Source organism: Niastella vici, assembly GCF_002077945.1.
GTDB lineage: Bacteria > Bacteroidota > Bacteroidia > Chitinophagales > Chitinophagaceae > Niastella > Niastella vici.
Map to the genome: position 1 here is coordinate 1 of NZ_LVYD01000054.1, position 24,671 is coordinate 24,671.

A 24,671-nucleotide genomic window follows, 5' to 3' on the forward strand; every position below is an offset into this window, starting at 1 on the left:
ACTGTGTAGTTGTAATTACCGATTACACAAGGTCAATTTTGGATTTAGTTTGAGTAAATTAAATATTGCTCCTAAAGTCTTTTTCCCACTCTTTGATTTTGCAGCTTTATCAAGAAATTCTACAGTAGTTATTCCATAAAGGTCTTTATCAAATTCAACGAGGTGGTTAAGCAGTTGACTTGCAATGAATTCAACCCTCTGAGCAGAAGTTATAGCCATGCCAATGCGAGAATATACGAAATCTTCTTTCGTCATGACTGGTGGAAAAATGTCATTAGTAGACTGTGTCATGTTTTTTAGTTAAAGTTGTATTTGCACTCTATACATTTTCAGCAGAAAACGTTCATTCAAGTTATGCTGATCCATGTTCAGTTGCTTTCATTACGGATTCCTTAAATATTCTAATCAATGACAATGCAATAAAATTGATTAAAAAATATAAAATAATAATGCATATTAAAATGTAAATCGGATAGTCGTTATATATTCTAAGGATAAGCCAACATATTATTATATGCAAGCATGTACAAAAATCTGAGTATAGTTTTTCATGAAGTTGTTGAGTAGTAAATGGTTTATTACTTTTTTGGGATTTTATAAACCCAATTTTAATAGCCTTCCTTGCTGTACCTCTTATGTATTTTATAATGACGGTTTCAATTATTCGTAAATCACTTAGGCTAAATTTTGAAAAAAACCTTTTTAATATATTCGACAAAGGTCTATCGACTGTATTAAACAATAAAAACATGAGTACTTTATAAAAAAGGAAATAACAAGCCCCCAGCATTATTATTGATTCTATTGCACGTCCACTTGAAACCCATTCTTCAATTTGATTTTTATTGTATTCGTTAAAGTCAAGTAGATAAACATTAGGATGCCGTAATTTATAAAGCCAATATCCTGTTATCGCGCTTAATGAAAAGCGAAAAATAAATCTAATGTGATTACTTGCTAATGCCATGATAGCTACGATTATTGCTGCTATATTCATGTTTAGGAGTTTTAGACCTAAAAGATAATGCATAGACCCAAAAGCTCTAACTTGAAAGAATGTTAGTTGACGTCGGACAATTTTTTAAATCGGATGGATGCGCACAAGAGGTCGCAAAATCGGTTGTGTCAATTAACCGATAATTCCGAAAAATTATTTGGGAATCTCATTTTAAGCTTGGTAACAACGTTTCGGGCAATTTCCGGAGGCCGGAAATTACAGTACGAATGCAAAATAAATAAGCATTGTCAAACCACGCTTTGGCAATTCGGTGTTAGGCACTATTATTATATTCTTCAATCCAGTACCCCCAATCCTTTAGAGGCACAAAAATATCGTAGCTCGGAGAACTCTCGAAGTTGAAGGACTTCTTGATAAGAACGTACCGGACAGGATGGTCGTATCGTGGCACGTCTGGCACAGGTTGATATATCGAGCGGACGCCAATTTCATCCGGTGGGCACCGCTTGAATACCTCCTGGTAGCTATTAATCTCCCCGATCAAGTACCCGAGCTGGTTCGTCGACATGCCATCTTTACGACTTAGAAGTCTTGAGAGGATTTGGTTCTGCTCGTCGGTAAAATCAGCGATCACCTCGCCTTCTTTTGTCGCTTTCAGCCCGGCTCGCTCAAAAATGCCTGGCACCTGCAGATCAACAGGGTCCAACAACATCTCATCTTCCCATGTCTTCAACAATTCATATAAGCCGTCGATGTCATGGTTAAGGGCTTTACCGAGTTTGAATCTACCAATCTCCAGCAACTCCAATGCGTTGCGTAGGGCAACGTAGGCTTCATACTTCACGCCCTCCTCATTGAAATAGTTAACCGCATTGAGCGCCAGGTTGATATTCGCCTGGAGGTTCTTCTGAAAACCTTCAAAATTATTGCGCTCCGGTCGCAGGAACGAAGAGCCAATCTCCCGAGTCACCATGTGTTTGACATGGATCTGCAATGTATAGGCCCGTACCAATTTGCAACTCTGGCCTTCTACTCGCTTAGCAATCGTTTCGAGGAAATTCAACAACTCCTTGTCTAAAGCCATTATCCTTTGCATCGCCTGTACCCAATCGTTGAATGTCCCTAGATGTGCTGCTCTCGCGTTAACCGTAAAGGTGAGATTGATGAAAAGTGAGTAGTTGTCGGCATTCCAAAGATTCAACAGGAACTTTATCGAACCTGGAAGGTTCGACGCCTCTATTTGATCAAAGAGGGCAAAAATCTGCTGCCGGTATTTCTCAGTCACCGCATCCACGAACGTCCCGTTCGCCAATTGGGCCTGAAGCTGATTAACCGCAATGGTCAGCCTGCTTTGAGTGCTTAGCGGCCTTTCCTTCAGAGCAGCCATTTCTGTAATGGAATCTTCGAGTGATACTTTGCCGAGCTTAAACCGATTTTTTATGTCCTCATACAAGATCTGAATCCGTTGATCCTCTGTTAGATCGGATCTCCGCAATGCTTTTCGGCAAAGGACATGGGATTCATTAAACCTGCCGGCCTGGGAACGTGCCGTCGCAGCCAAGCATAGAATACTTGTATGCTCACTAATATCCTGGTCCGTCAACCTTGCAATCAGCCTCGAAACCTCTCCGAGCTGATAGTTGATCAAGAGATCCGTGCCATTCTTCTCCAAATATGAAATTATCCCTTGCGGACTATTAAGGTCAAAATCATCGGGCGAATACCGCATTGACGTCCGAGGGAGCCCATACAGCCCGCCATAAGAGTCGTTCATGCGGACCGCATTATTGAATACGCTCACCAACCAGGCATGCAAGGTAGGTATGGACTCGGAATCCAATTTATTGTTAGTTGGGACATGGATGTTCACGGTATCCTGTTGCTCCCAATCCGAGTTTCCTCGCTCGTCGAAAAGATGCTTAGTGATCAAAGAGGCCAGCTCGTAGTAACTTTGTTTCGTTTTGTAGTCATAAATAACAACCATGCCCAGGTTTGGCACGTTTACCCCAAGATAATGTAATCTGGATGTCTTGAAGCTGTAGGAAATCATCTGTCCTTGGTTGACGGTCTCGATCTCACTGACGCTTTTTAACTGAACCCCAAAATGCCAACCTCTGGCCTTCTGTCGCTCGGTAACCAACTCAACCATAAAGTCGACACCTGTGTCCCGCGGCAATGGGCGGCAAATAAAGCCGTTAGCCTGACTAAAGAGCGCCATTAGGGAAGTACTGCTTTCGTCAGCCCGTTCGGATGCATCGTCGACTTGGGGATAATCGGAAAACGCCATAGATTGTAAATTTATGAATACCTCGCGCCTTTACAAAGTTGGAGATTTCCCCCTCCGGCTGTTACCCCAGGCTGCCCGGTAAAACCTTATATCTATAATAGGGCTAACGAGAGGCATACCTAACCTACCAATAGTCTTACTCTCATTCAGATATGCTTTTCCTTTCCTAGGAAGTTCGGTCGGGCTACTAGGAAGAGGTGCCGGTTATTTTTGCTGTCGTTTTGACTAGAATCAATTCTTTGTGTGTTTCCAATAGTGCAGGCGGGACTTCGTGTGGTATTTGATTATGGATATCCGATAATATTCACATATTTCAGTAGAAGAAATACTAGCGGGGAAAACTATGTTATTGCCAATTTGGCTATATTTGTAATGACATGTCCGGATACGTATGGATGTGTAAGTTTTTTGAAAAAAGCAGGATTCGTCGCGTAAGATTTTAAACAGCAAAGCACATGCGTTTCATTTTCAAATAATTGTAACCGTTAGGGATAAGTCCCGTCCGGTCCGCGAAGAAGGTTCATCAGCAATGATGAACCTTTTTTGATTTTACTCCATTTTACTTTTAGCCGGTTGATTTTCAGGTATTCATAACAGCGGGCGATTTTTATTCTTCCGACCTTTAATTCAGGTAGACACATTGTTGAATCGACCAATGAATCGACCAAATTATGTTGTTACCTATCAGAGCGATTTGCCGCAGCAAAAGAGTTAAGAAAGATGGAACTGCGCCGATATTTCTGCAATATTGCTACAGCAGAACAAAGCGCACATTATTAAGCACAGGAATTGCTATACCGCCGGAATACTGGCAACGGAAGCAATTACGGATCTCCCCACAACTACCACCGCAGTTTGGCGATGCCTTAAAATTAAACGATGAACTACTCCGTCAAAAGCGATTGGTGGAAGACCTGGTTGCCGAAGCTACCAGAAAACAGATCACTGATAAAGGGACATTTGTAAAAAAGGCTTTTACTCCCACCCTCGATTTACAAGCCCTGGAAGAACGGATCACTATCGTCGCCAAACAGGAAACGGCAAAGAAAGAAGCGAAGCAGGATATTTATTGCCAGTTTGATGAATACATCAAGACGAAGGAAAGAAAGGTAAGCAAAGCCACGCTGACGGTATACGGTAACGTAAAAGCCCATTTACAGGCATTTGAAAAATACCGGCAGGAAAAGATCACCTTCGCCAGCTTTGATTTTAATTTCTATCACGACTTTATTGACTACCTCACCTTCGAGCATGTGCATATGCGTCGCCAGGAGGTATTAACGGGCTTAAAGCAGAACACCATTGGTAAAACCATCAAGCACCTGCGCGGCTTTCTTAAAGACCGGGTGAAAAGAAAGATCATTGCGCCCATTGACCTCACCGATTTTAAAATACCCGAAGAAGAATGTGATGCCATTTATTTAAGCCACCAGGAAATAGCCACTATTTACCAGGCTGACCTATCCGCCCATCCTCACCTGATCGAATACCGGGATCTGTTTGTGTTGGCCTGCTTAACCGGCTTGCGCTTCTCCGACTTCTCCACCTTAAAGCCGGAAGACCTGCAGCGGGATATGCTGTATAAGAAGCAGGAGAAATCCGATCACTGGGTGATCATTCCCCTGCGCGAAGAAGCCAAACATATCTTCACCCGGCAGTTTAAAGAAAAGATACCAGCGCTTACCAATCCCGAATTCAACCGCCACATCAAAACCATCGGCAAACTAGCTGGACTGAACCGCTCCATTAAATTCTCCTACAAAAAAGGAAACAAAAGTATTGAGGTCATAAAACCCAAGTACGACTGGATCACTTCGCATATTGGCCCGCCGATCATTTTGCACCAATGACATCCATAAGCGGATATTGTAATCAGCCGGCTCATACAATTCTTCAGTATTAACCGGTGTGGGTTTGAGACCGTAGTGGACAGTTTGCTGTCCGATTTTTCCTCAAACAGGGAAAAGATATTAGGAACGTTCTCCAATAAACACCTCAAGTTTTGGCAAAAAAGTTCTAACAGACTTCTATAAAACTTGATTCATATCAACCTCCCGTATTTCGACCTTGAAAATTTATCTGTTTATGATTGGAATATTGTAGAAATGCTGTCGACTTGAATATCAGAAATTTATGAGCTTGTTTGCATGGTTTTACATGGGATGGAGTGTAATATATTTAATTATTGTTTAGCAACAATTGAAATCAGGCTCTATATCAAGGGAACAAATAACCGTAGTTTTACCTAAAGTTGATTGCAGTTGAAACGAAACAATCTTAAATTTTGATGTTTATCTTAAAAATTTATAATTTACTTTAGAAAATATTTTTAACTCCCTAAAAACTAACAATTATCATCACATAATGTAACTTCACTTACCTTGGAAATTCACCTAAATTATTAAGAATATGAATAGTCACAGTTAGCTATTGAATTGTCTACTTTATTGGGATGCGATATATTTATATTACCTGAAAGATCTGATTTTAATAATTGTTTGGTTGAGACATGATGATGAAAAGTAATTTAAAGCATGTGGATGCCTGCACCGTAGCCGAAGCGTTGTCAGATGATTTTAATGATATTGACCCGACAGGGATTATTGAACGAAAGATAGAGCGCTTCAGAAATGGTGAGAATTTAAGACTTCTGGATTTGTTCTCAGGATGTGGTGGACTGTCGCTCGGATTCAGTAAGCAGGGGTATGAGAATATAGCAGCAGTGGAAATGGATCAGGAGGCGGCAACTTCTCATGCGCTTAATTTCCATAAGGATCATCCGTTGTTTAAGCAGTATGCAAAGGCCCGGGACATTACCAAAACCACCCCCGCAGGTTTGTTTAAGGACCTGGGACTGAAAGGCGAACCAGGAGACCAGGTGGATATTATTATTGGCGGGCCTCCCTGCCAGGCTTTTACCAGAATTGGAAGGGCCAAACTTCGTGCAGTATTTAGTGATGCAGATGCGTTTCTGAACGATCCAAGAAGCCAGTTGTATAAACGGTATCTGAAATATGTGAAAACCTTGCAGCCGCTGGCCATATTAATGGAGAATGTGCCCGATATGCTGAATTATGGAGGGGTTAATATTGCTGATCTGGTTTGTGATGATCTGACAGAATACGGCTATACCTGTCGTTATACGTTATTAAATACAGTGTATTATGGTCTCCCTCAGATGCGGGAAAGAATGTTTCTCATAGCCGTACATTCCAGCATTCGTGATGAAATTGAATTTCCATTACCAACACATTTCATTGATCTTCCCAGAGGGTATCACGGTTCAAGAAGCGTAGCCCTGAAACATATTGATAAAGACAATCAGCACCGGTATTACATGCCAATGCCTGAAGCAACTTCTGATCTTTTACCTGCTGTATCGGCTGCCGTTGCCTTGTCTGATCTACCGGTGATAACGGCCCATTTGAAAAATGGTTTGAAGAACGGTATTAGAAAAATGGATGAGCAGATTTCATATTCTCAGGAAACTGCGCAGAATGCTTATCAGACCCTTATGAGAAAATGGCCGGGTTATGAAACTAACGGCTTTATATGTGGAAATGTAATCCGTATTCTGCCAAGAGACTATCCTGTATTCAAAAAAATGAAGGCTGGTGATCAGTATCCCCAGGCTTTGGCCATAGCAGTAAAGTCATTTAAACGGAAACTGAAAAAGCTTGAAAAAGAACAGAAACGTAAGTTTTCAGAAAATTCAAAGGAGTACAAATTATTGCTGAAGCAAACAGTGCCACCCTATGACGATAAAAAGTTTCCGAATAAATGGCGGAAAATGGAAGCGGACAAACCGGCCCGTACATTAATGGCGCACCTTGGTAAGGATAGCTATTCTCATATCCATTATGACAGTAACCAGGCCCGCACCATTTCCGTTAGGGAGGCTGCCAGACTGCAATCTTTTCCTGACGGGTTTCAGTTTGCCGGTGCTATGAATGCTGCATTCCGGCAAATTGGGAACGCGGTGCCTCCATTAATGGCCGAACAACTTGCGGCTACAATCAAAAATATGCTTAATACTCCTTTAGATGTCAGATAAAAGCAATTTTCGCTATCTGAAGAAATTTAGGAAAGAAACAGTGGAGCCAAGGCCTGCTTCGTTGATTGAAACGTTCAGGGCTATTGGCTACAACCTTGCCAGTGCATTGGCTGATATTGTGGATAACAGTATATCTGCAGAGTGCAAATATGTACATATTAACTTTTTTTGGAAAAAAGAAGATACTTATATAACCATTCTGGATGACGGAAAAGGTATGAGCGAAGAAGAGCTGGTGGAGGCGCTACGGCCAGGCACTCATAATCCGCTGGGCGACCGGAAGAGCGAAGATCTGGGCAGGTTTGGTCTGGGATTAAAAACCGCCTCTTTTTCACAGTGCCGGGTGTTGTCTATAATTTCAAAGAATGCGGGTAACCCAAAGGTGCATTTGAGAGCTTGGCATCTGGATTATGTGGAACACTATAACATCTGGGAGATCATTGAATATATTTCAATGCCCGAACTCAAAGACCTTCTGAAAAATAAATCTAAAGGGACGCTTGTTGTTTGGGAGAATCTGGACAGAATCATTTATGACCAGAATGGTCATCTGATTACACAACGTAAGTTTCTCGAAGCTGTTCGGGAAATTGAACATCATTTATCAATGGTTTTTCACCGCTTTCTGGAATCGGGTAAAATAAAATTATTTATTAATGAACAGCCGGTTTCTGCCTGGGATCCATTTTTAAGAAAAGAAAGAGCCACACAGTCATTTCCTACAGAAACGTTTATGCAGGGGAAGATCTGTATCACCGGTTATGTTCTTCCTCATCCTTCTAAAACCACTGCTGAAGTGTGGAACGCTGCAGCAGGAACTGAAGGCTGGAATGCCAGTCAGGGATTTTATATCTACAGAAAGGATCGTATGCTGCTCGCAGGTGACTGGCTTGGCCTTTTAAAAAAGCAGGAATTCACCCGTCTGGCAAGGATAATGATCGATATTGATGCAGAACTGGATTTTGCCTGGCAACTGGACATTCGTAAATCAAGAGCCATACCCCCAAAAATGTTCCAGGATGATCTGAAACGTTATGCGCTTGAAATAACGAAAAGCGCTATTGATGTATATAAGCACCGTGGCAAACAAAAGCAGCGGAAAGCGGGTCGCTCCCACTTTGAATTTGCTTGGATGACAGTTGAAGAGAATGGGCGGGAGTATTACAGGGTGAACAGAAATCATCCTCTGGTACGATCTATGGCAGAAAAAATGGGTACGAAGAAAAGCGACCTGGAGAAACTGTTGAAACTACTGGAGATAACCTTGCCTGTTCCGGCAATTGTGCTAAGTGAAAGTCAGCATGCGGATAAACCAGCAGAATCGGGGACTCCTTCCAATGACAGTGAAGTGGCGGAATTGATGAAGGCAACTTATAAACAGTTGCTGCAGGATAAGCATACCCGTTCGAAAGCGCTGGAAGAACTGTATTTTATTGATCCGTTCAGTAACTATCCTCACCTGATAGAAAGCCTGAGCAAGTAATAATGTGCCACATGAAAAAAATGAATTTAAAAATTCTGGAAGATGGACAAAGTACGGGATTATCCGTACGGAATGGTGGTTTTATGGCAGAGGCAGCATCAGTTTGCCTGCATCATCATTTACATCCATCGCGGGTAAATTTTGCTGTGGTGGGTGCCATTCAGGAATCTTACCAGTTATCACGATTAAAAACAGATGAATTAAGTATTAACAGCTTTGCTGATATAGACGAAGCGGCTCAGTTTGGTGCAATGGGTATTGCTGTGGCTCTCATTCACGATCAGAAAGGATGGAAAGTGAAGAGATCATGGAAAGGAACCGGATTTGATTATTGGGTGGGAGATCAAAAAGAAAGTTATCCTTTTAAAGATACATTAAGATTGGAAGTGAGTGGTGATTTTAGGGGTACTGATGCCGAACTGAGGCAGCGGCTTAAGAGCAAGCTTGAGCAAACGACCCGTTCAGACAGTACCAACCTGCCGGCCTATGCGGTTATAGTGGAATTCAGTAATCCTAAAAGTTTAACAGGAGCCCGATGAGCGATAACATTCATAAAATAAATACTTGGCATGAGGAGGCCATGGATTTTGCGGAGATGGCATTTTTTGCCGGCCGCCGAAGTGAACAATACAGTTACTGGAAATACATTCAGCGCGCTTTAAACTATGAAAAGGCAGCTGCCAGATTGCTGAAAGATATTGACGATTCGGAACCTTCCAGATCTGTTTTGTACCAGGGGGCGGTACATTTTGCCTTAAACCTGGATAATTTTGAGGAGGCAAAAATATTACTCGCAGAGGCTTTGGAGGGCAATCCTCCTGCAGAGATCAGAGAAGATCTGGAATTGCAACTGAGCCTGCTTGGACGACGGGAAAAAATCAGAAATAGAATAGCTGACGATGCTCAAAAAAATCTCAGCTATCTGGAAGATGAAACAGACCCTGAGCGTGAAGATATTAACCATGCGCTTAATGCGGCAATTACAGGGGCAGAAGCTTTTTTGGGTAAGCAAATAATCTCACAGCTATTAAACAGACCTGCTTTACAAGTGTTACTGGAGAGTAAAAATCTTGTATCGAACCCAAATTATCAGATATTCGAAAACCAGAAGCCCAATGAGAAGTGGGTTGAGGGAAGAGGGGCAAAGATTACTTGGAATTTTTGGAAGGCATATAAGGAATACCTGGATCATAAGGGAATTGCAGCCTCTACTATTACCAAACTGGACCATCTGACTGATGATATCCTGAACCGGATTGGAGACCCCAATAAGCCAGGCGTGTGGGATAAAAGAGGAATGGTTGTTGGCGATGTTCAGTCTGGTAAAACCAGTAATTATATTGGTTTAATAAATAAGGCCGCTGATGCAGGATTCCGTATCATTATTATTCTTAGCGGTCTTTATGAGAACCTCAGGCAACAAACCCAACAACGTGTGGATGAAGGATTTTCAGGATTTATGTCCGCCCCTGGCAGCAACAGTGAAATAATTGGAGTGGGTAAGCACAGGAAAAGCTTTCCTGTACATCCGATTACACACACTAAAGACGGAGGAGATCTGCGTGCTTCCTCACTTCGAAACCTGCCACTGAATACGAACGATTATTACGCCATTGTTATTAAGAAAAATGCTTCGGTATTAAAAAATTTGCTGACTTGGCTGTATGCAAGGGGTGAAAAGGACGGGGAGTATCAGATCATTAAAAACATTCCGCTTTTGATTATTGATGACGAGGCTGATTACGCTTCTATAAATGTGGACAAGGATTTTGTTTCACGAATTAACGGATATATTCGCTCCACGCTGGGACTTTTTGAGCAAAGTGCTTTTATTGGTTATACCGCCACGCCTTTTGCAAATATATTTATGTCAGACCCAAATGATACGGAGGGAAAAGATATAATTATTGATGGTAAAAAGTTCCGGTTGGGCGATGAGCTGTTTCCGCGTGACTTTATTATAAATATTCCCCCACCTTCCAATTATATTGGTTATACGAAGGTGTTTGACACGGAGACCTGGCCGGAAGCTGAAGAAGAGAGTTTACCACTTGTAAATGAAATTGATGATTTTGAACCTTATATTCCCCAGACACACCGGAAAGATGATGATCTGCCGGCAGCACTACCCCCAAGCCTTGAATATGCTGTTTATTGTTTCATTATTGTTTGTGCTGTACGGATAGCACGCGGACGTGAAAAAGAGCATAACTCAATGCTGGTTCATGTGTCTTGGTATGTAATATGGATTAACCGGGTGGCTCTTCTGATCAATACTTGGTTATCCGCCGTTAAGGATAGTATCCGTTATGATCAGGGCGGAGCAGTTGCTAAGACATTAAAAGAGGTTTGGGAAAAAGAATATAAAGGACGTACTCATGTGGTGGCTGAACGCCTGGGGTACGATGATCCACGTTTAATAGATCATGACTGGGACGAGATACTGCCTTTCCTGTGCCAGGCGGCTGAAAAAATTGAAGTTCGCGCTGTTCACGGGGCTCAAAGAGGGTTGCCTTACGATAACACCACGCCGCTGAATTATCATGAATATGACAATGGTTTATCGGTGATTGCAGTCGGTGGTAATAAACTTTCGAGGGGTTTAACACTTGAAGGTCTCTCTGTAAGCTATTTTTTAAGGGCTACCAAATTTTATGACACACTGCTTCAAATGGGGCGTTGGTTTGGCTACCGATCTGGTTATGCAGATGTATGCCGTTTATTTACCACCGAAGAACTTATCACTTGGTATCAGTACATTGGCAATGCCACTGATGAACTTAAGGAACAGTTTGATATTATGAATCTGGCAGACAGAATACCCCGAAACTTCGGATTTAAAGTACGTTCGGCGCCAGGCATGCTGATGATCTCAGCTGCTGCCAAAATTAAAGGGGCCACCGATCTGAATCTGAGTTATTCAGGCGAACTGCTGGAAACTTATATAATCAGTAAAGACCGGGATACGTTAAGGAAAAATCTGAGTGTCATAAAAGAACTGGTAACATCTCTGCCGGCGCTATCCGGTAAAGTGCGGCAGGGCCAATCTTATATCTGGGAGAATATTCCATTTAAACCGGTTGATGCTTTTCTTGAACACTATCTCACAAAACAATCCAATATCCGTCCGGATTTTATCCGTAGTTATATTGCCAACCAAGTGAGAAAAGGAAATCTTATAAATTGGACAATTGTACTAATCAGTAATTCATCTCCCCAAAATTCATATGAATTAGCTACCGCTGAAAGCATGTTAGAGGTAGGGTTAACAAAACGTCAGGAGGCAATACATAAGAAAAATGGTGTTGAAACAGTAGATCCTGTGAATTATATCATCCGCCAATCACATATCATCAGTCCTCCGCATGAATATCTGGATATGGAAGAATCGGATGAGCGCTATCTGAAAGCCAAAGATGAAACCATACAAAACAGCCGATCAAGGGCAACTCCTAAAAATCCTGGCGGTAAATATGTAAGAAAGTACAGGGGAAGTCAAAACGCGCTTCTTATAATATACCTGCTGGATCCAACAGGGTTTAACGGTGATAAGGATTTACCAGCCACAGGTTATGCGATCGGCCTGCCTCAAATTGAAGGAGATACCAAACTTCCTTACAAAGTAAATGACGTGTTTATGCAGGAGTTGTTCAGCTATCCGGAAGATGCTGAGGAGAACCCTGAAACGGAAGATGAAATATAAGCTGTTATGAAGCAATTACCATCAGAGTTAAGCAATTTTTCAGCGTTTTTAAATGCAGAGGTATCAAATCTGCTGCAATCAAAAAAGGATGCGGGGTTCAGGGAGGTTGCCTTTACAGAGCTGGTGCTGGATTACCTTTCAGATACAAACGAAACTTCAAACGGGCAGATTTGTACTGCAGTTCACAGAAACAAGGCAGGAAACCGGTTACGACAAATAAACGCATACAGCATATGGGATAATTATGAAACACTGGATCTGTTTATTACAGATTTCAATGGTTCTGGAGAAGTATACACACTTGACAAAAGCAAGGTGGAAAGTAATTTTAATCTGGCACTCAAATACCTTGGTTACGCAATAAAAGGAAAAACAGAAGAGCTGGAGGAGTCGGCACCGGAAACAGAGTTTCTGCAAAACTTTAATGAGTACCGCAGCCAGTTGTTAAGGGTGAGAATTATCTTGCTAACTGATGGTGTTGTAAAATCAAAGCTTTCAAGACCTAAGACCAAGGAGGGCGACCTCACTGTTCTTTTTGATGTGTGGGATGTGGAACGGATTAATCAGTTGTGGTCTTCACAGAGAAAACGGGAAATAATTGAAATAGATGTTCACAAGCAATTCAACTACCAGATTAAATATTTGCCTCTTACGCAAAAAACAGAGAGTTACAGTACTTATGTTTCCATTATTCCGGCCAGTCTTTTAGCTGATCTTTATGATGAATATGGAACGCGATTGCTTGAACAGAATGTGCGCGTGTATTTGCAAAATGTAGGGAAAGTAAATAAGGAAATCAGGAAAACCATATTGGAAAAACCTGAAATGTTCATGGCTTACAATAATGGTATTTCGGCCACAGCAACTGCCATAAGTTTTGACAAAGCTAACAATGGTAATGGAGTGGAATTAATTAAGAAAATATCAGGTTTCCAGATTGTAAATGGTGGCCAAACCACTTCATCTGTTTATTATGCAAGAAAAAAAGACAGAGCTGATCTTAGTAAAGTTTATGTACAAATTAAAATCACGCTGGTCCATAAAGAAGAAGAGATGGAGAAAATTGTTTCCAGCATTTCAAAATATGCGAATAGTCAAAATAAGGTAAGCGAAATTGATCTGACCTCCAATCAAGCTTTTCATGTTGTTCTTGAAGAGTTTTCCCGCACCACCTGGGCACCGCCGGTTCAGGGAAGTACTCAGCAAACGCGTTGGTTTTATGAACGCGTGAAAGGTCAATACAAAGAGGAACTGAATAAAGAACATACAGGGGCCCGCAAAAAGAATTTTAAAAAGAGAAATCCTGCGCACCAAGTGATCAAGAAAGAGGAAGTTGCAAAATATAGGAATGCTTGGTTTCAATTGCCTCATTTGGTGTCGAGGGGCAGTCAGAAAAACTATCTTTACTTTATTCAGGCGAATGGGAATAAAAAACCCTCACGCATTTATTTCAGAGAAACTGTTGCAATGGCTCTTTTTTTTAATGAAGCTGAAAAACTTTATGGGAAAAAACCATACGCTTTAGGTGATTTGCGTTACATAGCAATTCCATATGCCATCTCCTGGTTGAATTGTCATTTACCTAAAGATATTAACCTTGGAAAAATATGGACAGCTCAGCGCCTATCTCCTGAATTAAGCACCTTACTGCTGGATGTTTTAAAGCATGTAAATATCTTTTTTCAAGAGAAGAAACCTGCTTCGTATTCTCTAATGGGGGAATGGGCTAAACGAGACGAATGCTGGCAGCTATTAAAAAGCATCAGCCCAAAAAGGTGGGGCATTGATTTTAAATCTGTTTCAAAGGATCTGAATCAGACGGCTTCGGAAAAAGAGGATGATGCAGATCTAGAGAACAGAATGGTATCGATTCCTTTAGAGAACTGGGAATTGATTGAAGAATTTGGAAAAAACAAAGGCAAATTCAGTCCATTGCAAATAGGAGTTATTAAGAATGTAATTAGCTCTATCAGAAAGGAGAAAGCAATGAGTAGTCAGCTTATTTCAGGCGCCAGAGAAATTCTGGCTATTTATAACCGGAAAGTCAAAGATCCGATTTACTTTTAAACTCTTTCCATCGCTTTATTAAGGCTTTTGTGGATGGATTGAATTTTTTGTTTCTCAACTTAATGCTCTTTCCTTCGAGCTTTTCATAATAAGAGTTCCGTAGAGAGGAATGCAGATGAACTTTCATGGTCTCCGGATGAATACCGAATAAATTGGCATCAAACAGGCTGTGAATGTCTTTTCTCAATAATAATCCATTGGCCGGATGATGGTCTTTTTTTCCTCTGTAGAAGCAAATATGACTGGCTTCAATAGTTTCTTTTATGTTACATCCTGTTAACATACATGTATCCCCATAAATGCCAAGTAGCTGCTCCTTAAATCGTTGCTGACCCTGCCTTGATGGAGTCTTTCTCAGTTTGTAAGTGCGTGTGTCTGCGCTATCTGGTTCGTAAGGGTGCAATACAGGTATTTCGAAAGCTGGCTTTGGAGCTATGGCAGTGGTCTTATTTTTAAGCCTGTTATATATCGGCCGAAAGTTGTCATTGAGAAATGTGACTTCTGCAGGCTGAATAGAATAATAGAGGTTCCATCGTATAAAGTAAGCTCTGAGAATTTTAACATCTGTTTTGGGTGGAGCTGGAATAAAAGAGCTGTTATAATGAGCTGTATATTCGTTCACCAGAATATTTTGTTCAATTGGATTATCAAATTCGTGTTTATTCCGGCATTTGTACGTTGGTGTTATCCCGACTCTTTTATAATGTTCCTGAGTGTTGCACTCAGGACAGCGATATCTGACCTTTGGAACGTTTTTTCGTTCCATTACAGAATTTATTTTCGCAAAGCCCAGGATGTATTTTTTGTTTACAATCACCACATAATCATTTACTTTAACCTTGTCGTGATTTTTCACGTTTGTATCATAAACATATACAGCATCTACTTTATCTGCATATCCGGTGTTTCCTCCAAATGCGCTATTTTCTCCTTTTGATTTAAGAATCCACAAATTTGCCGGGCTTGTTTTTTCAGGCATCTGACTATTGTTTTTTTAGTATGGATATTAACTTTTGAAGTTCTTTTACTGTCTTATCTTTTAAGTCACATTCCCAGATTTCAAACACTTTCCAGCCAGCCGCAATAAGTTTTTCTTTATTTTGTTCGTCAAGAAGTTTAGTTCTGTTGATCTTATCTATCCACCAATCCTTTCGTGTTGATGGAATTTTGAAGTATTTACAGCCGTCGTGTCCATGCCAGAAACATCCATGTACAAATAACACCGTTTTATATTTACTTAAAACAACATCAGGTCTACCTGGCAGGCTTTTAACATGTAACCGGTATCTGAACCCGTTTGCAAACAGAAATTTTCGCAGAATCATTTCGGGCTTCGTGTTAGTGCCTTTGATCCGGCTCATATTGAAACTTCGTATTTCCTTTGAATGAACATCTGCCATATAACAAAAGTACTCAATGTTGTTTATTTTTGCTTTTGTAATTTTGCAATCAATAAAATGAGTAAGTCTCACATAAGGATAAAGACTGAATATTAGAATGGCGAAATTTAACAAGTCGTTTGTGAGTGAGGTAGTTATATCGGAAGCATGTTACAGAACTCCTATTCGAAGCCAACTACTGATTTCCAATTTGTCAAAATAGTAACATAACCGATGTGAAGAAAAAGAAACTAATGCTAGAATATGAAAATATTGAAGGCAAGCTTAATGTCAAATAGTTGCTGTCATTTTGGAAGCCGGGAAACAACCGGTGTTATGTTTGTGCTTGATGGAGTGGGTTATATTTTCTACCGGATACTGAATGGGTAAATAGATTTCAGAATTCAGGCATTCTCCAAATAAGGTTCAAAAAACGAAAAATATTATTGAAGTTATGAAGTTTTCTTATAGGCGAATTTAACAAGTATAGAAGCGACTGCGTTTCAGCATTGGAAAACTTGATTCATAAGAGTAAATTAGACTATTACTTTTGTAAAGTAATAGTCTACCTGAATAAACCCAGGTAAGAATTAGCCTCCCTCGCTCATTAAATCGACCAAAAAATTAAATAGCTGATTTTCATGAAGATATAACGGCCGCACATATCCCGTCCGGTCCGCAAAAAAAGGATCATCAGCAATGGTGGTCCATTTTGCATTTTGGGTGTTTACAATTCCCCTTCCGGATTATATGGGATTTCACGGATCAAATTGTTGGGGGTTTGGGATCCAATTGAAGAATTGGGGGATTTAGGATAAAGTAGTTCTTTTGCAGGCGATAAAACGGCTTTGAACATTGGAAAAGGACAGGGAAAAAGAATTATTAGGGATCAAGTGAAAAAGTTGGGAGATTTTAAGAAAATTGGTTTCCCTATCTTCTCATAAGCCACTCACACTATTTCTATCTTTCTGTAATGCAATTATCCGCGCTCACTATGAGTTATCCCGTTGTCATTATAGATTATCCCTAACTCAAACATTGTATTCCTTTCTCAAGGATATATCATCCGTAACAAAGGTTGAGTTGTCTCTTTGCAACTTTGGTGCAATAGTCTACAACTTATGCTCGTATGTTCCAAACTTATTAACTAAAGTTGACCAGGAATGTTCCATTGTTCTTAGCCTTGTGTCAAATATGCGGTGGAATGCACACAAGTTAGCCGCCTATGCTCCAACGTTAGCGAGGAATGTTATATAGTTGCTTAGGGATGCGGTATCCTGAGCAACTTACCCCAAAAAACTGGAAACAAATGCTGAAAACAGCCTGGCATATTTCCAGACTGTTTTCAATACGAGGGTATCTTTTCAAAGAGATCACTCCTTCGTCATCGTAAACACCATCCTGTCCCCCTTCGTTATTAAATCATCATGATAAAACACCAACTGCTTACAATCAAAGGCCGAAACAACGCCGTTGTCGATAATACCCGCTTCGCTGGTGGTTAGTACATTGTCTTTTACATTCCAGGTGCCGTTACTGCTTTCGTTGGGGGAGCAGGTTACACCAACGTCGTTATAATTATAAGTGCCATTGGTGTGCAATTCTATTATATTATCTTTTTCACAGTCGTCTAAGTATGGCAGATAATCTATCTCCGTAGCTGTACTGTTTGCTTTATATTTTACTGCCGTTAATTTATAAGTGCCTGCAATATGTTGCATATCGGTTTTGCATTCATTGCTATCGCTTGATTCCTTCTTACAGGCGGTAAACGCCCCTGCAATTGCGGTAAATAAAAATATTGCCTGAATCTGTCTGATTATGGTATTCATATAATAATGTTTAATATTTACTAATTCATTTGAAGCGCTTCGGGAGTAATACCTGCATGTGCCACGCAGAGGTTGGGTAAAAGAAAAAATTATTTTTTTACCCCATTACCCAACCTTTGCATTGCATGTGGGGGTATTGCAGCAGAACCCGGAAATTAAACACTAACCTATATATGAAAAGTATAACAAGCCTGATCATTTCTCTGATATTTACTTCCTGTACAGCCATGAAGTTGTCGATACCCGATACCTTTAAAAAGCAGGCAACAAACTGGCGTGTGCAGGGCGCCCGGAAAAATAAAATGGTAGTAGGTGATTATTCAACCTCAAGAATTAAAAGAGGATTACATATTATGTCTTCGGGCACTAATGGTTTTTTCCTCGAAAATTTGTTGCTGGCGCCGGCAGGGGTGCAAAAGCAGGAACATGTGTCAAAGGATAAAACAAAATTCAGGTATACTATAACTGATCAAAAAAATACGGCTGACATTTCTGGTGAGGAAAAGGAACTGTCCCGAAGCATCGGCTACCATGGAATGAACAGTAATAGTATTTGGAACGGCCTGACACAGACTGAGCAACATGAATATATTTTTTCGGCACAAATAAAAACCAGGGGCGCCGATAGCACCGGCAACTGGCAACTGGTTATGAGTAACGCATATGACTGGCAAATAGATTCTGTAAAAAGCTTGTTCAAGTATGTACCGTCGAATGACAATGGTACTGCCACCAACGGTAAAGATACCATATTTATAAAATCCGTTTCGGTCCGAAATATGGAAGGAGCAAACGGTAAACAGGGAAGATTTCCCATTAAAATGCTGAGCGGCTATGAACTGAGCACTGCCGATGGCGTTATGGCGATTATTGATCTTATTGATAAAAGTGTTTGGATGTACAATGAACTGGAACAAAAAGACCGTTTTATAACAACAATCATTACCACCGCACTATTTGCCAGAAAGGTGAATGATACAAAATGGTAAGATTGTAAATCGATAGAAAGAAAACTGGAGCAGGACCTACATAGCATAATCGCTGATTGCACCACAGGCAACAGAAAGGCGCAGGAACATTTGTTCAGGCAAATGTATCCTTTTGCCATGAGTATTGCTATGCGTTATTCCAGAGATGAGCAGGATGCTGCAGATATTCTCAGTCATGCTTTTATTAAATTGTTTAAAAGCATCACTTCATTTGATGCCAATAAAGGAAGTCTTCACTCATGGCTCAAACGCATTGTTATAAACGAAGCGCTTGACCATATAAAGCAGCGTAGCCGGTTCTGCAGCGAAGAGCTGGATGAAGTGAACGATCCGGGTATTCCTAACAGCATTATCGAAAAAACCGATGCCGACCAAATCATGCGCCTGATTAAACAACTGCCGCCGGCTACTCATGCTGTATTTACCTTATTTGCCATTGAAGGTTATGGTCACAAAGAAATCGCACAACAACTTGGCATCAGTGAAGGAACCAGCAAATGGCATTTAAGCGAAGCAAGAAAAACTTTACAACAGAAACTATCAGGTAAAAATTGAATGAGCGTACATCATATGAACAATTGATTGCAGAAAAGGCCGGGCAATGCACGGTGCCCGATATGGCTGATGCCATCTGGGCAACTATTGATGCCGGACTAAACGAGGCGCCGGGTGATGCAAATAATAGCAGTCAGCCGGGCAATACAACCGTTAAATTTACCCAATGGAGAAAGCTTTGGCTTTTTGCAGGAAGCGGTATTGTATTAACGGCAATTGTTTTGATATGGTTGAATTATAAAAGCGAAAAAAGTAAACCGGAGAATTATCCGCAGCAGCCGAAAAACCAGCCATCACCCGTTCAGCCAAAAATGGATAGTCTGCAAATAGATTCGGTAACTTCGAAAAAAGCAACGCATAGATATTCGTTACCGGCTCCAACTGCTGTTCCCTTAAAAGCAGATAGTGCATCTGTCAAAAAAGATACATTAGCCAACTTACCTCCCGTTAGTGTTCCTAAAATTGATTCTGTACAACAACACCAACGGTTAATTCCTGATTCTTCGGCTTCGGTTCCCCCTCCCCATAAGCAACGGGGTGTAAAAGGCATCACGTTGGATGATTATAAAATAGTGCCGGTGAATAAGGATACGGGTAATAATAAAAACTGACACCTTGTAAGGAAAGCAGTTTTTCCCGTCCAATAAAAAAACCTGGATACAAAAAAGCCGTAAGCTTCACCGCTAATCATCCCAACCGCCCCCACACCTCCCTGAAATCCTCATCACCCAACGCTTCACCCAGGTCATAAGCAACATACCCTCGTGAACGGATGTCCTCTCTGCATTGCAGCAACAGGGTAACACACTTTTCTTTGTCGCCTGTTTTTATTGCAAGCCTTGCCAGCGTAAAGTAAGGTCGTGAATAATACCTGTCACCCAGCTTTATGGCCAATTGCAGTTTTTCTTCGGCACGGCGGTTGATGGAAGGCGACTTATAATCATAGGCCAATCCTGTATAGGCAACAAGGAAATCGCCCCAATAAAGATTCAGTGAAAGATCTTCTTCGTGCTTATATACCTGTGAAAAAAGCTGTAGCCCCTGTTCAAATGCATTGATCAGTTTTTCGTATGCACCCTGCTGATGATAGATCTGTGCCATGTCAAGCAGGGCATTGGTGGCGTATACGGGAAAGGTCCAGGCGGCTGAGGCCAACTCATGACCTTTCGTGAAAAAGTCAACGGCAGTTTTGTAATAGTCCAGACGCAACTCAATGTCTGTTGATCTTTTGGCAGTATCAGCAAATGCTTTCCCCAAGCGGTTCAGCAGATCTGCATCTTCCGTGTAATAACCTTCAAGCGGCTTCAGCAGCATGGCTGTTTGTGCCACCATGGTAGCCTTGTATTCGGAACCAATTTCAGGAGAATCGTGATAGAGAATGTAATGATATGTCTCTGCCCAATCGAGGTAAACGAGCAGGTCCTTTTCCGCGTGTTCATGCATGGCGCCTTCAAACTCACGCAACAGGCGCTCATACCAATAAAGGTTTTGTTCAAACGGGAGGAATCGTACCCTGAAGTATTGATGGATCAACCCTCCTATTTTGGTGGCATCGTTGAGCACCGGTCTGAAAAATGACAACACTTCAGTGAACGCTTCTGTGGTGTATTGTCCGGTGATCTCCATTTTATCGATCACCACCCTTACCATCGATATTTGATTATCGGTAGTTACCGGAGCAGTGTAGTAAATATGGAAGGCCTGCTGTTTGTAATGCAGTTTGTCTTCCTGAGCCTCTGCATAGTCTGACAGGTACTCGTAACAACAGGCACGCTCTGAGTAGTATATTTGATCGGGGAAGAAACGTTCTATGGAATCAATGATACTGAGCAGGAAAAAGGTAAAGTCCAGCGGGCCGTCTACCTTACTACAGTCAAGGTCGTGCATGCCATAGGAGTAAACCTGATAATAGGCATCAACGATCTCCTGCCTGTTTTCTTCCCGTTGAAGCGGAGTAAGGCTTTCAACGAGAATATCCATTGATTCCACGTCATAATTATTGGCAAGTTCTTTCAGTTGGGATAAATCACTCATGGCCTAAAAATAATCAAGCCTGCGTAATTATCGAACTCAGGGTAATGGGTATTTATTGGGTTGATTGGTCTGCTATTTTTAGTTGCGCCAACGCATCCATTGCCTTTGCCCGCTTTTTCGATGGACCGGCCTTTTGAGGAACTGTGTAAAATGAAATAATATTATTCCTGAGCGCCGGATCAACCGTTTCAAAATTCTTCGCCTTTAATTGCAGCAACAAATCACAATAGGTTATATCAGCCAACGAATATTCGCCTTCACTTGTTCGGATGCCCGTATCAAAATCTACATTATTCAGGGGAACAACGTGTTTGTGTAGTGCGATCACATTTCCGGCGTAATGCATGGAAACCGTATCAAAGCTGGCAATGAAATTCTTTTCAGCAACCGGCCCGGGGTCTTTAAACTTCAACACTTTTAACGCCCCCACTTTGGGAATAACATAAATGAACAGGGCAAATGCCCGGGCAAAAAACCCAGGCCGTTCATTTCTACCAAATTTATACCGGTTATTTTTTTGATGCATGCGGTAAATAAAATTGCGGCTGGTGACCGTTGCCTGCATTTTTTGAATTTCTTCTTTTTTGGTAGCCCACGCGGCTCTGGTGAAGAAAGGAAAAAGATTCATGACCGTAAACCTGAACCGGCCCACTGCCTTTGAAAAATTGCCAAACAATTCATTGGCATCTAACCCGTATGTTTCCCCAAATGCTTTCTGCAACAATGTGTCTGCCACTTTAAACCCTATAAAATCGTGATAAGCCGTAGAAGCATAATTACCCCGGGCGGTTTGTAATACATCAAACGAAAACTCAGTACGTAAATGCGACACGTGATCTTCTTCAAATGTAACTGTATCGCCAAATTTTCGTTTAAGCTTTGGGTATATCACAGGCACACTTACATTTATGCCAATACGATGACCATACACATCTGCATAATAATGGCATAATACCCCGAGGGCAAATGCATATTCATTCAGGTTTTTCGCATCGTTCAATACAGCTTTTACAAAATCACCACTGCGTACGTAATGAATTAAATTGGTAAATAATTTACTGCCGAAGGGATAATAGCCCATATCGGGCACCACAGCGCCGCCATAAACATAGGCATGGGCTTCTTTCAACGCTTCATTTGAACTTCCCGGGAATTTTTCTTTCAACAAAGGAAGCAGCACCTTATCCCAGTTAACATCAATAAGGGCCTGATGGGTTAAAACTGAGTAAGCCCTGCAAACCAACGAAGCATACATTAAAAGCAGGGCACTTAAAGCAAGCCGTTTAATAAAATAGCTGCTCAAAACTATTATTTATGTATACCCTGCAATAACTGTTCCGGGGTAGGTCAAACCGGCTGGCCGGAAATCCGCCGGCCCCCATGATAATTTAATTGGTCAATAAATCGTAACTTATCAGTTATATCTTACCACCAAAAACCTTGTCATGCTTGCTCAAAAACTTTCCTTCTGGGTTATCGCCCTTACGGTTACCCTCTCCCCTACTCAACATCCGCCTTTCCGCGATCTGAACAAGAATGGAAAGCTTGACGTATATGAAGACGTAAAGCAACCTATAGAAGCCAGGGTGAACGACGTGTTGCAGCAAATGACCATTGAAGAGAAAGCAGGGATGATGTTCATCAACGGTGCAAAAGTGAACGAAGATGGATCTATTGAAGATAAACCGGCTACCGGCCTATTCGCATTTGTTCCCAATGCGCTGGAATTAATGCGGCAGAAAAAGATGAACCACTTTAACCTGTGGATGATCCCATCCGTACCATCGCTGGCAAACTGGTATAACGCCATGCAGCATTTTGCAGAAGATTCTACCCGTTTGGGAATTCCCATCACCATTGCTTCAGACCCAAGGAACCATTTCAGCAATAACATTTTTGCCATGACTGCTGCTTCCTTTTCGCAGTGGTGCGAGCCATTAGGCTTAGCTGCCATTGGCGATGAAAAACTGACACAGGAATTTGCCGATGTGGTGAGGCAGGAATATGTAGCCGTGGGTATACGCGAATCATTGCATCCGCAAATTGACCTGGCTACAGAACCGCGCTGGCCGCGCATTAGCGGAACATTTGGAGAAGATGCGGCCCTCAGTGCAAAAATGACAAAAGCCTACATTCTTGGCCTGCAGGGACAAAAGCTGGGCGTAAACAGCGTGGCTGCTATGACCAAGCATTTTCCCGGCGGTGGTCCCCAGTTCGAAGGACTGGACCCGCATTTTCCTTTTCAAAAAGGACAGGTATACCCGGGCAATAATTTCAATTATCATTTGATCCCTTTCGAGGCGGCTTTTGCCCAGCATACAGCGGCTATCATGCCTTACTACGGCGTACCAATGGATGCCGCCCATGAGCACGTAGGCTTTTCTTACAACAAAGGCATCATAACAGGTCTGCTTCGTAATAAATATCATTTTGATGGGGTGGTTTGTACCGACTGGGGGCTGGTGACGGATGCACACATGGGCAATATTGTATGGCCTGCACGCGCCTGGGGCGTGGAGAATTTAAACCCGGAAGAGAGGGTACAGCGGATCATTGATGCCGGTGTAGATCAGTTTGGCGGTGAAAATATTCCTGAGGTAGTGGTGAAACTGGTGAAAGAAAAAAAGATCAGCGAGGTCAGGATCGACTCTTCGGTAAAAAGGCTGTTGCGACTGAAGTTTGAACTGGGGCTGTTCGACAATCCATATGTCAATGAAACAAAGGCCACAGCAATTATAGGCAAGCCGGCATTTATACAGGCGGGCGAAGCATCGCAACGCAGGGCCATCACCTTGCTGAAGAATGAAGCGAAAACTTTGCCCCTGAAACTGGGCAGCCTGAAAATTTACGTACGCAATGTAGATCCGAAAATTGCTGCGCAATATGGAACGGTTGTGAACAGGCCTGAAGATGCGGACATTGCCATTCTTCGTTTAAACACACCGGCGTACCCGGTAAAAACCGATATTCCCATTGCCAGTATGTTTCATCATGGCGATCTTGATTTCAAGGGTGTACAAAAAGACAGCATTCTGCAATTGCTGAATACTGTGCCCACTGTTGTGGACATTTACCTTGACCGTGCGGCGGTAATACCCGACATCAGCGCAAAGGCAAAAGCATTGATCGCTAATTTTGGCGCCAGCGATGCCGCTGTACTGGATGTGATCTTTGGTAAATACAAACCGGGTGGGCATTTACCCATTGAATTGCCTTCTTCTATGGAAGCGGTGCGTAACCAAAAGGAAGACGTGCCTTACGACTCCAAACAACCGCTTTACAAATTTGGTTTTGGGCTGAGTTATTAAAGACCTGATAGTCGGGAGGACA

18 protein-coding genes are annotated in these 24,671 nt (G+C 41.7%); 10 read left to right on the plus strand and 8 right to left on the minus strand.

Features of this window, described 5'->3' with window-relative positions; all coding sequences use genetic code 11:
• Positions 1-15: 15 nt before the first annotated feature.
• From A3860_RS21850 to A3860_RS21860, 3 genes are all read right to left on the minus strand, one after another.
• Entirely contained in the window at positions 16-291 is a 276-nt protein-coding gene (locus tag A3860_RS21850; protein WP_081149889.1) for a hypothetical protein, read from the minus strand.
• A gap of 61 nt (positions 292-352) precedes the next feature.
• Entirely contained in the window at positions 353-997 is a 645-nt protein-coding gene (locus A3860_RS21855; protein ID WP_081149892.1) for a hypothetical protein, read from the minus strand.
• A gap of 274 nt (positions 998-1,271) precedes the next feature.
• Positions 1,272-3,245 (minus strand): DUF4365 domain-containing protein, encoded by a 1,974-nt coding sequence (locus tag A3860_RS21860; RefSeq protein WP_081149894.1) that lies wholly within the window; start codon positions 3,243-3,245, stop codon positions 1,272-1,274.
• Positions 3,246-3,916: 671 nt separating this feature from the next.
• Between A3860_RS21860 and A3860_RS21865 the strand changes: the two genes are divergently transcribed.
• From A3860_RS21865 to A3860_RS21890, 6 genes are all read left to right on the plus strand, one after another.
• Positions 3,917-5,095 carry a site-specific integrase gene (locus tag A3860_RS21865; protein ID WP_245843587.1) on the plus strand — a complete coding sequence of 393 codons (1,179 nt, stop codon included), beginning with the start codon at positions 3,917-3,919 and terminating at the stop codon, positions 5,093-5,095.
• Between the two features lie 659 nt (positions 5,096-5,754).
• Entirely contained in the window at positions 5,755-7,299 is a 1,545-nt protein-coding gene (locus A3860_RS21870; RefSeq protein WP_216823487.1) for a DNA cytosine methyltransferase, read from the plus strand.
• Entirely contained in the window at positions 7,289-8,782 is a 1,494-nt protein-coding gene (locus A3860_RS21875; protein ID WP_081149897.1) for an ATP-binding protein, read from the plus strand. Before A3860_RS21870 ends, A3860_RS21875 begins: the two co-directional genes overlap by 11 nt.
• A gap of 11 nt (positions 8,783-8,793) precedes the next feature.
• Positions 8,794-9,321: a hypothetical protein gene (locus tag A3860_RS21880; RefSeq protein WP_081149899.1), complete on the plus strand. Its 528-nt coding sequence runs from the start codon at positions 8,794-8,796 to the stop codon at positions 9,319-9,321.
• Positions 9,318-12,485 carry a Z1 domain-containing protein gene (locus A3860_RS21885; RefSeq protein WP_081149902.1) on the plus strand — a complete coding sequence of 1,056 codons (3,168 nt, stop codon included), beginning with the start codon at positions 9,318-9,320 and terminating at the stop codon, positions 12,483-12,485. Before A3860_RS21880 ends, A3860_RS21885 begins: the two co-directional genes overlap by 4 nt.
• Positions 12,486-12,491: 6 nt before the next feature.
• Complete coding sequence (locus tag A3860_RS21890; protein WP_081149904.1) at positions 12,492-14,552, plus strand: AIPR family protein; 2,061 nt, start codon at positions 12,492-12,494, stop codon at positions 14,550-14,552.
• On the opposite strand, the gene A3860_RS21895 is transcribed toward A3860_RS21890, so the two are convergent.
• The 3 genes from A3860_RS21895 to A3860_RS21905 all read right to left on the minus strand — a co-directional run bounded on the left by A3860_RS21895 (position 14,530) and on the right by A3860_RS21905 (position 17,763).
• Positions 14,530-15,531 (minus strand): HNH endonuclease, encoded by a 1,002-nt coding sequence (locus A3860_RS21895; RefSeq protein WP_081149907.1) that lies wholly within the window; start codon positions 15,529-15,531, stop codon positions 14,530-14,532. The two genes, A3860_RS21890 and A3860_RS21895, sit on opposite strands and share 23 nt — an antisense overlap.
• 4 nt (positions 15,532-15,535) lie before the next feature.
• Positions 15,536-15,952, minus strand: a complete 417-nt coding sequence (locus tag A3860_RS21900) for a very short patch repair endonuclease (protein ID WP_081149909.1) — start codon at positions 15,950-15,952, stop codon at positions 15,536-15,538.
• Positions 15,953-17,304: 1,352 nt separating this feature from the next.
• Complete coding sequence (locus tag A3860_RS21905) at positions 17,305-17,763, minus strand: lipocalin-like domain-containing protein (RefSeq protein ID WP_081149912.1); 459 nt, start codon at positions 17,761-17,763, stop codon at positions 17,305-17,307.
• A gap of 173 nt (positions 17,764-17,936) precedes the next feature.
• On the opposite strand from A3860_RS21905, the gene A3860_RS21910 reads away from it, so the two are divergent.
• From A3860_RS21910 to A3860_RS21920, 3 genes are read left to right on the plus strand one after another with little or no spacing between them, the layout of a single operon-like run.
• Positions 17,937-18,752, plus strand: a complete 816-nt coding sequence (locus A3860_RS21910) for a hypothetical protein (RefSeq protein WP_081149914.1) — start codon at positions 17,937-17,939, stop codon at positions 18,750-18,752.
• Between the two features lie 24 nt (positions 18,753-18,776).
• Positions 18,777-19,307 carry an RNA polymerase sigma factor gene (locus A3860_RS21915; RefSeq protein ID WP_143774215.1) on the plus strand — a complete coding sequence of 177 codons (531 nt, stop codon included), beginning with the start codon at positions 18,777-18,779 and terminating at the stop codon, positions 19,305-19,307.
• The gene (locus A3860_RS21920) at positions 19,304-19,918 is read left to right on the plus strand and encodes a hypothetical protein (RefSeq protein WP_081149920.1); all 615 of its coding nucleotides are present in this window, start codon (positions 19,304-19,306) and stop codon (positions 19,916-19,918) included. Before A3860_RS21915 ends, A3860_RS21920 begins: the two co-directional genes overlap by 4 nt.
• Positions 19,919-19,994: 76 nt before the next feature.
• On the opposite strand, the gene A3860_RS21925 is transcribed toward A3860_RS21920, so the two are convergent.
• Entirely contained in the window at positions 19,995-21,341 is a 1,347-nt protein-coding gene (locus A3860_RS21925; RefSeq protein ID WP_081149922.1) for a tetratricopeptide repeat protein, read from the minus strand.
• Positions 21,342-21,393: 52 nt separating this feature from the next.
• Entirely contained in the window at positions 21,394-22,644 is a 1,251-nt protein-coding gene (locus tag A3860_RS21930; protein WP_081149925.1) for a zinc dependent phospholipase C family protein, read from the minus strand.
• Positions 22,645-22,786: 142 nt separating this feature from the next.
• Between A3860_RS21930 and A3860_RS21935 the strand changes: the two genes are divergently transcribed.
• Positions 22,787-24,649 carry a glycoside hydrolase family 3 protein gene (locus tag A3860_RS21935; protein WP_081149927.1) on the plus strand — a complete coding sequence of 621 codons (1,863 nt, stop codon included), beginning with the start codon at positions 22,787-22,789 and terminating at the stop codon, positions 24,647-24,649.
• Positions 24,650-24,671: the final 22 nt, after the last annotated feature.

Coding starts and splice junctions, on each gene's coding strand:
- A3860_RS21850 (WP_081149889.1), bottom strand. CDS start 291: ATGACACAGTCTACTAATGACATTTTTCCACCAGTCATGACGAAAGAA.
- A3860_RS21855 (WP_081149892.1), bottom strand. CDS start 997: ATGAATATAGCAGCAATAATCGTAGCTATCATGGCATTAGCAAGTAAT.
- A3860_RS21860 (WP_081149894.1), bottom strand. CDS start 3,245: ATGGCGTTTTCCGATTATCCCCAAGTCGACGATGCATCCGAACGGGCT.
- A3860_RS21865 (WP_245843587.1), top strand. CDS start 3,917: ATGTTGTTACCTATCAGAGCGATTTGCCGCAGCAAAAGAGTTAAGAAA.
- A3860_RS21870 (WP_216823487.1), top strand. CDS start 5,755: ATGATGATGAAAAGTAATTTAAAGCATGTGGATGCCTGCACCGTAGCC.
- A3860_RS21875 (WP_081149897.1), top strand. CDS start 7,289: ATGTCAGATAAAAGCAATTTTCGCTATCTGAAGAAATTTAGGAAAGAA.
- A3860_RS21880 (WP_081149899.1), top strand. CDS start 8,794: ATGAAAAAAATGAATTTAAAAATTCTGGAAGATGGACAAAGTACGGGA.
- A3860_RS21885 (WP_081149902.1), top strand. CDS start 9,318: ATGAGCGATAACATTCATAAAATAAATACTTGGCATGAGGAGGCCATG.
- A3860_RS21890 (WP_081149904.1), top strand. CDS start 12,492: ATGAAGCAATTACCATCAGAGTTAAGCAATTTTTCAGCGTTTTTAAAT.
- A3860_RS21895 (WP_081149907.1), bottom strand. CDS start 15,531: ATGCCTGAAAAAACAAGCCCGGCAAATTTGTGGATTCTTAAATCAAAA.
- A3860_RS21900 (WP_081149909.1), bottom strand. CDS start 15,952: ATGGCAGATGTTCATTCAAAGGAAATACGAAGTTTCAATATGAGCCGG.
- A3860_RS21905 (WP_081149912.1), bottom strand. CDS start 17,763: ATGAATACCATAATCAGACAGATTCAGGCAATATTTTTATTTACCGCA.
- A3860_RS21910 (WP_081149914.1), top strand. CDS start 17,937: ATGAAAAGTATAACAAGCCTGATCATTTCTCTGATATTTACTTCCTGT.
- A3860_RS21925 (WP_081149922.1), bottom strand. CDS start 21,341: ATGAGTGATTTATCCCAACTGAAAGAACTTGCCAATAATTATGACGTG.
- A3860_RS21935 (WP_081149927.1), top strand. CDS start 22,787: ATGCTTGCTCAAAAACTTTCCTTCTGGGTTATCGCCCTTACGGTTACC.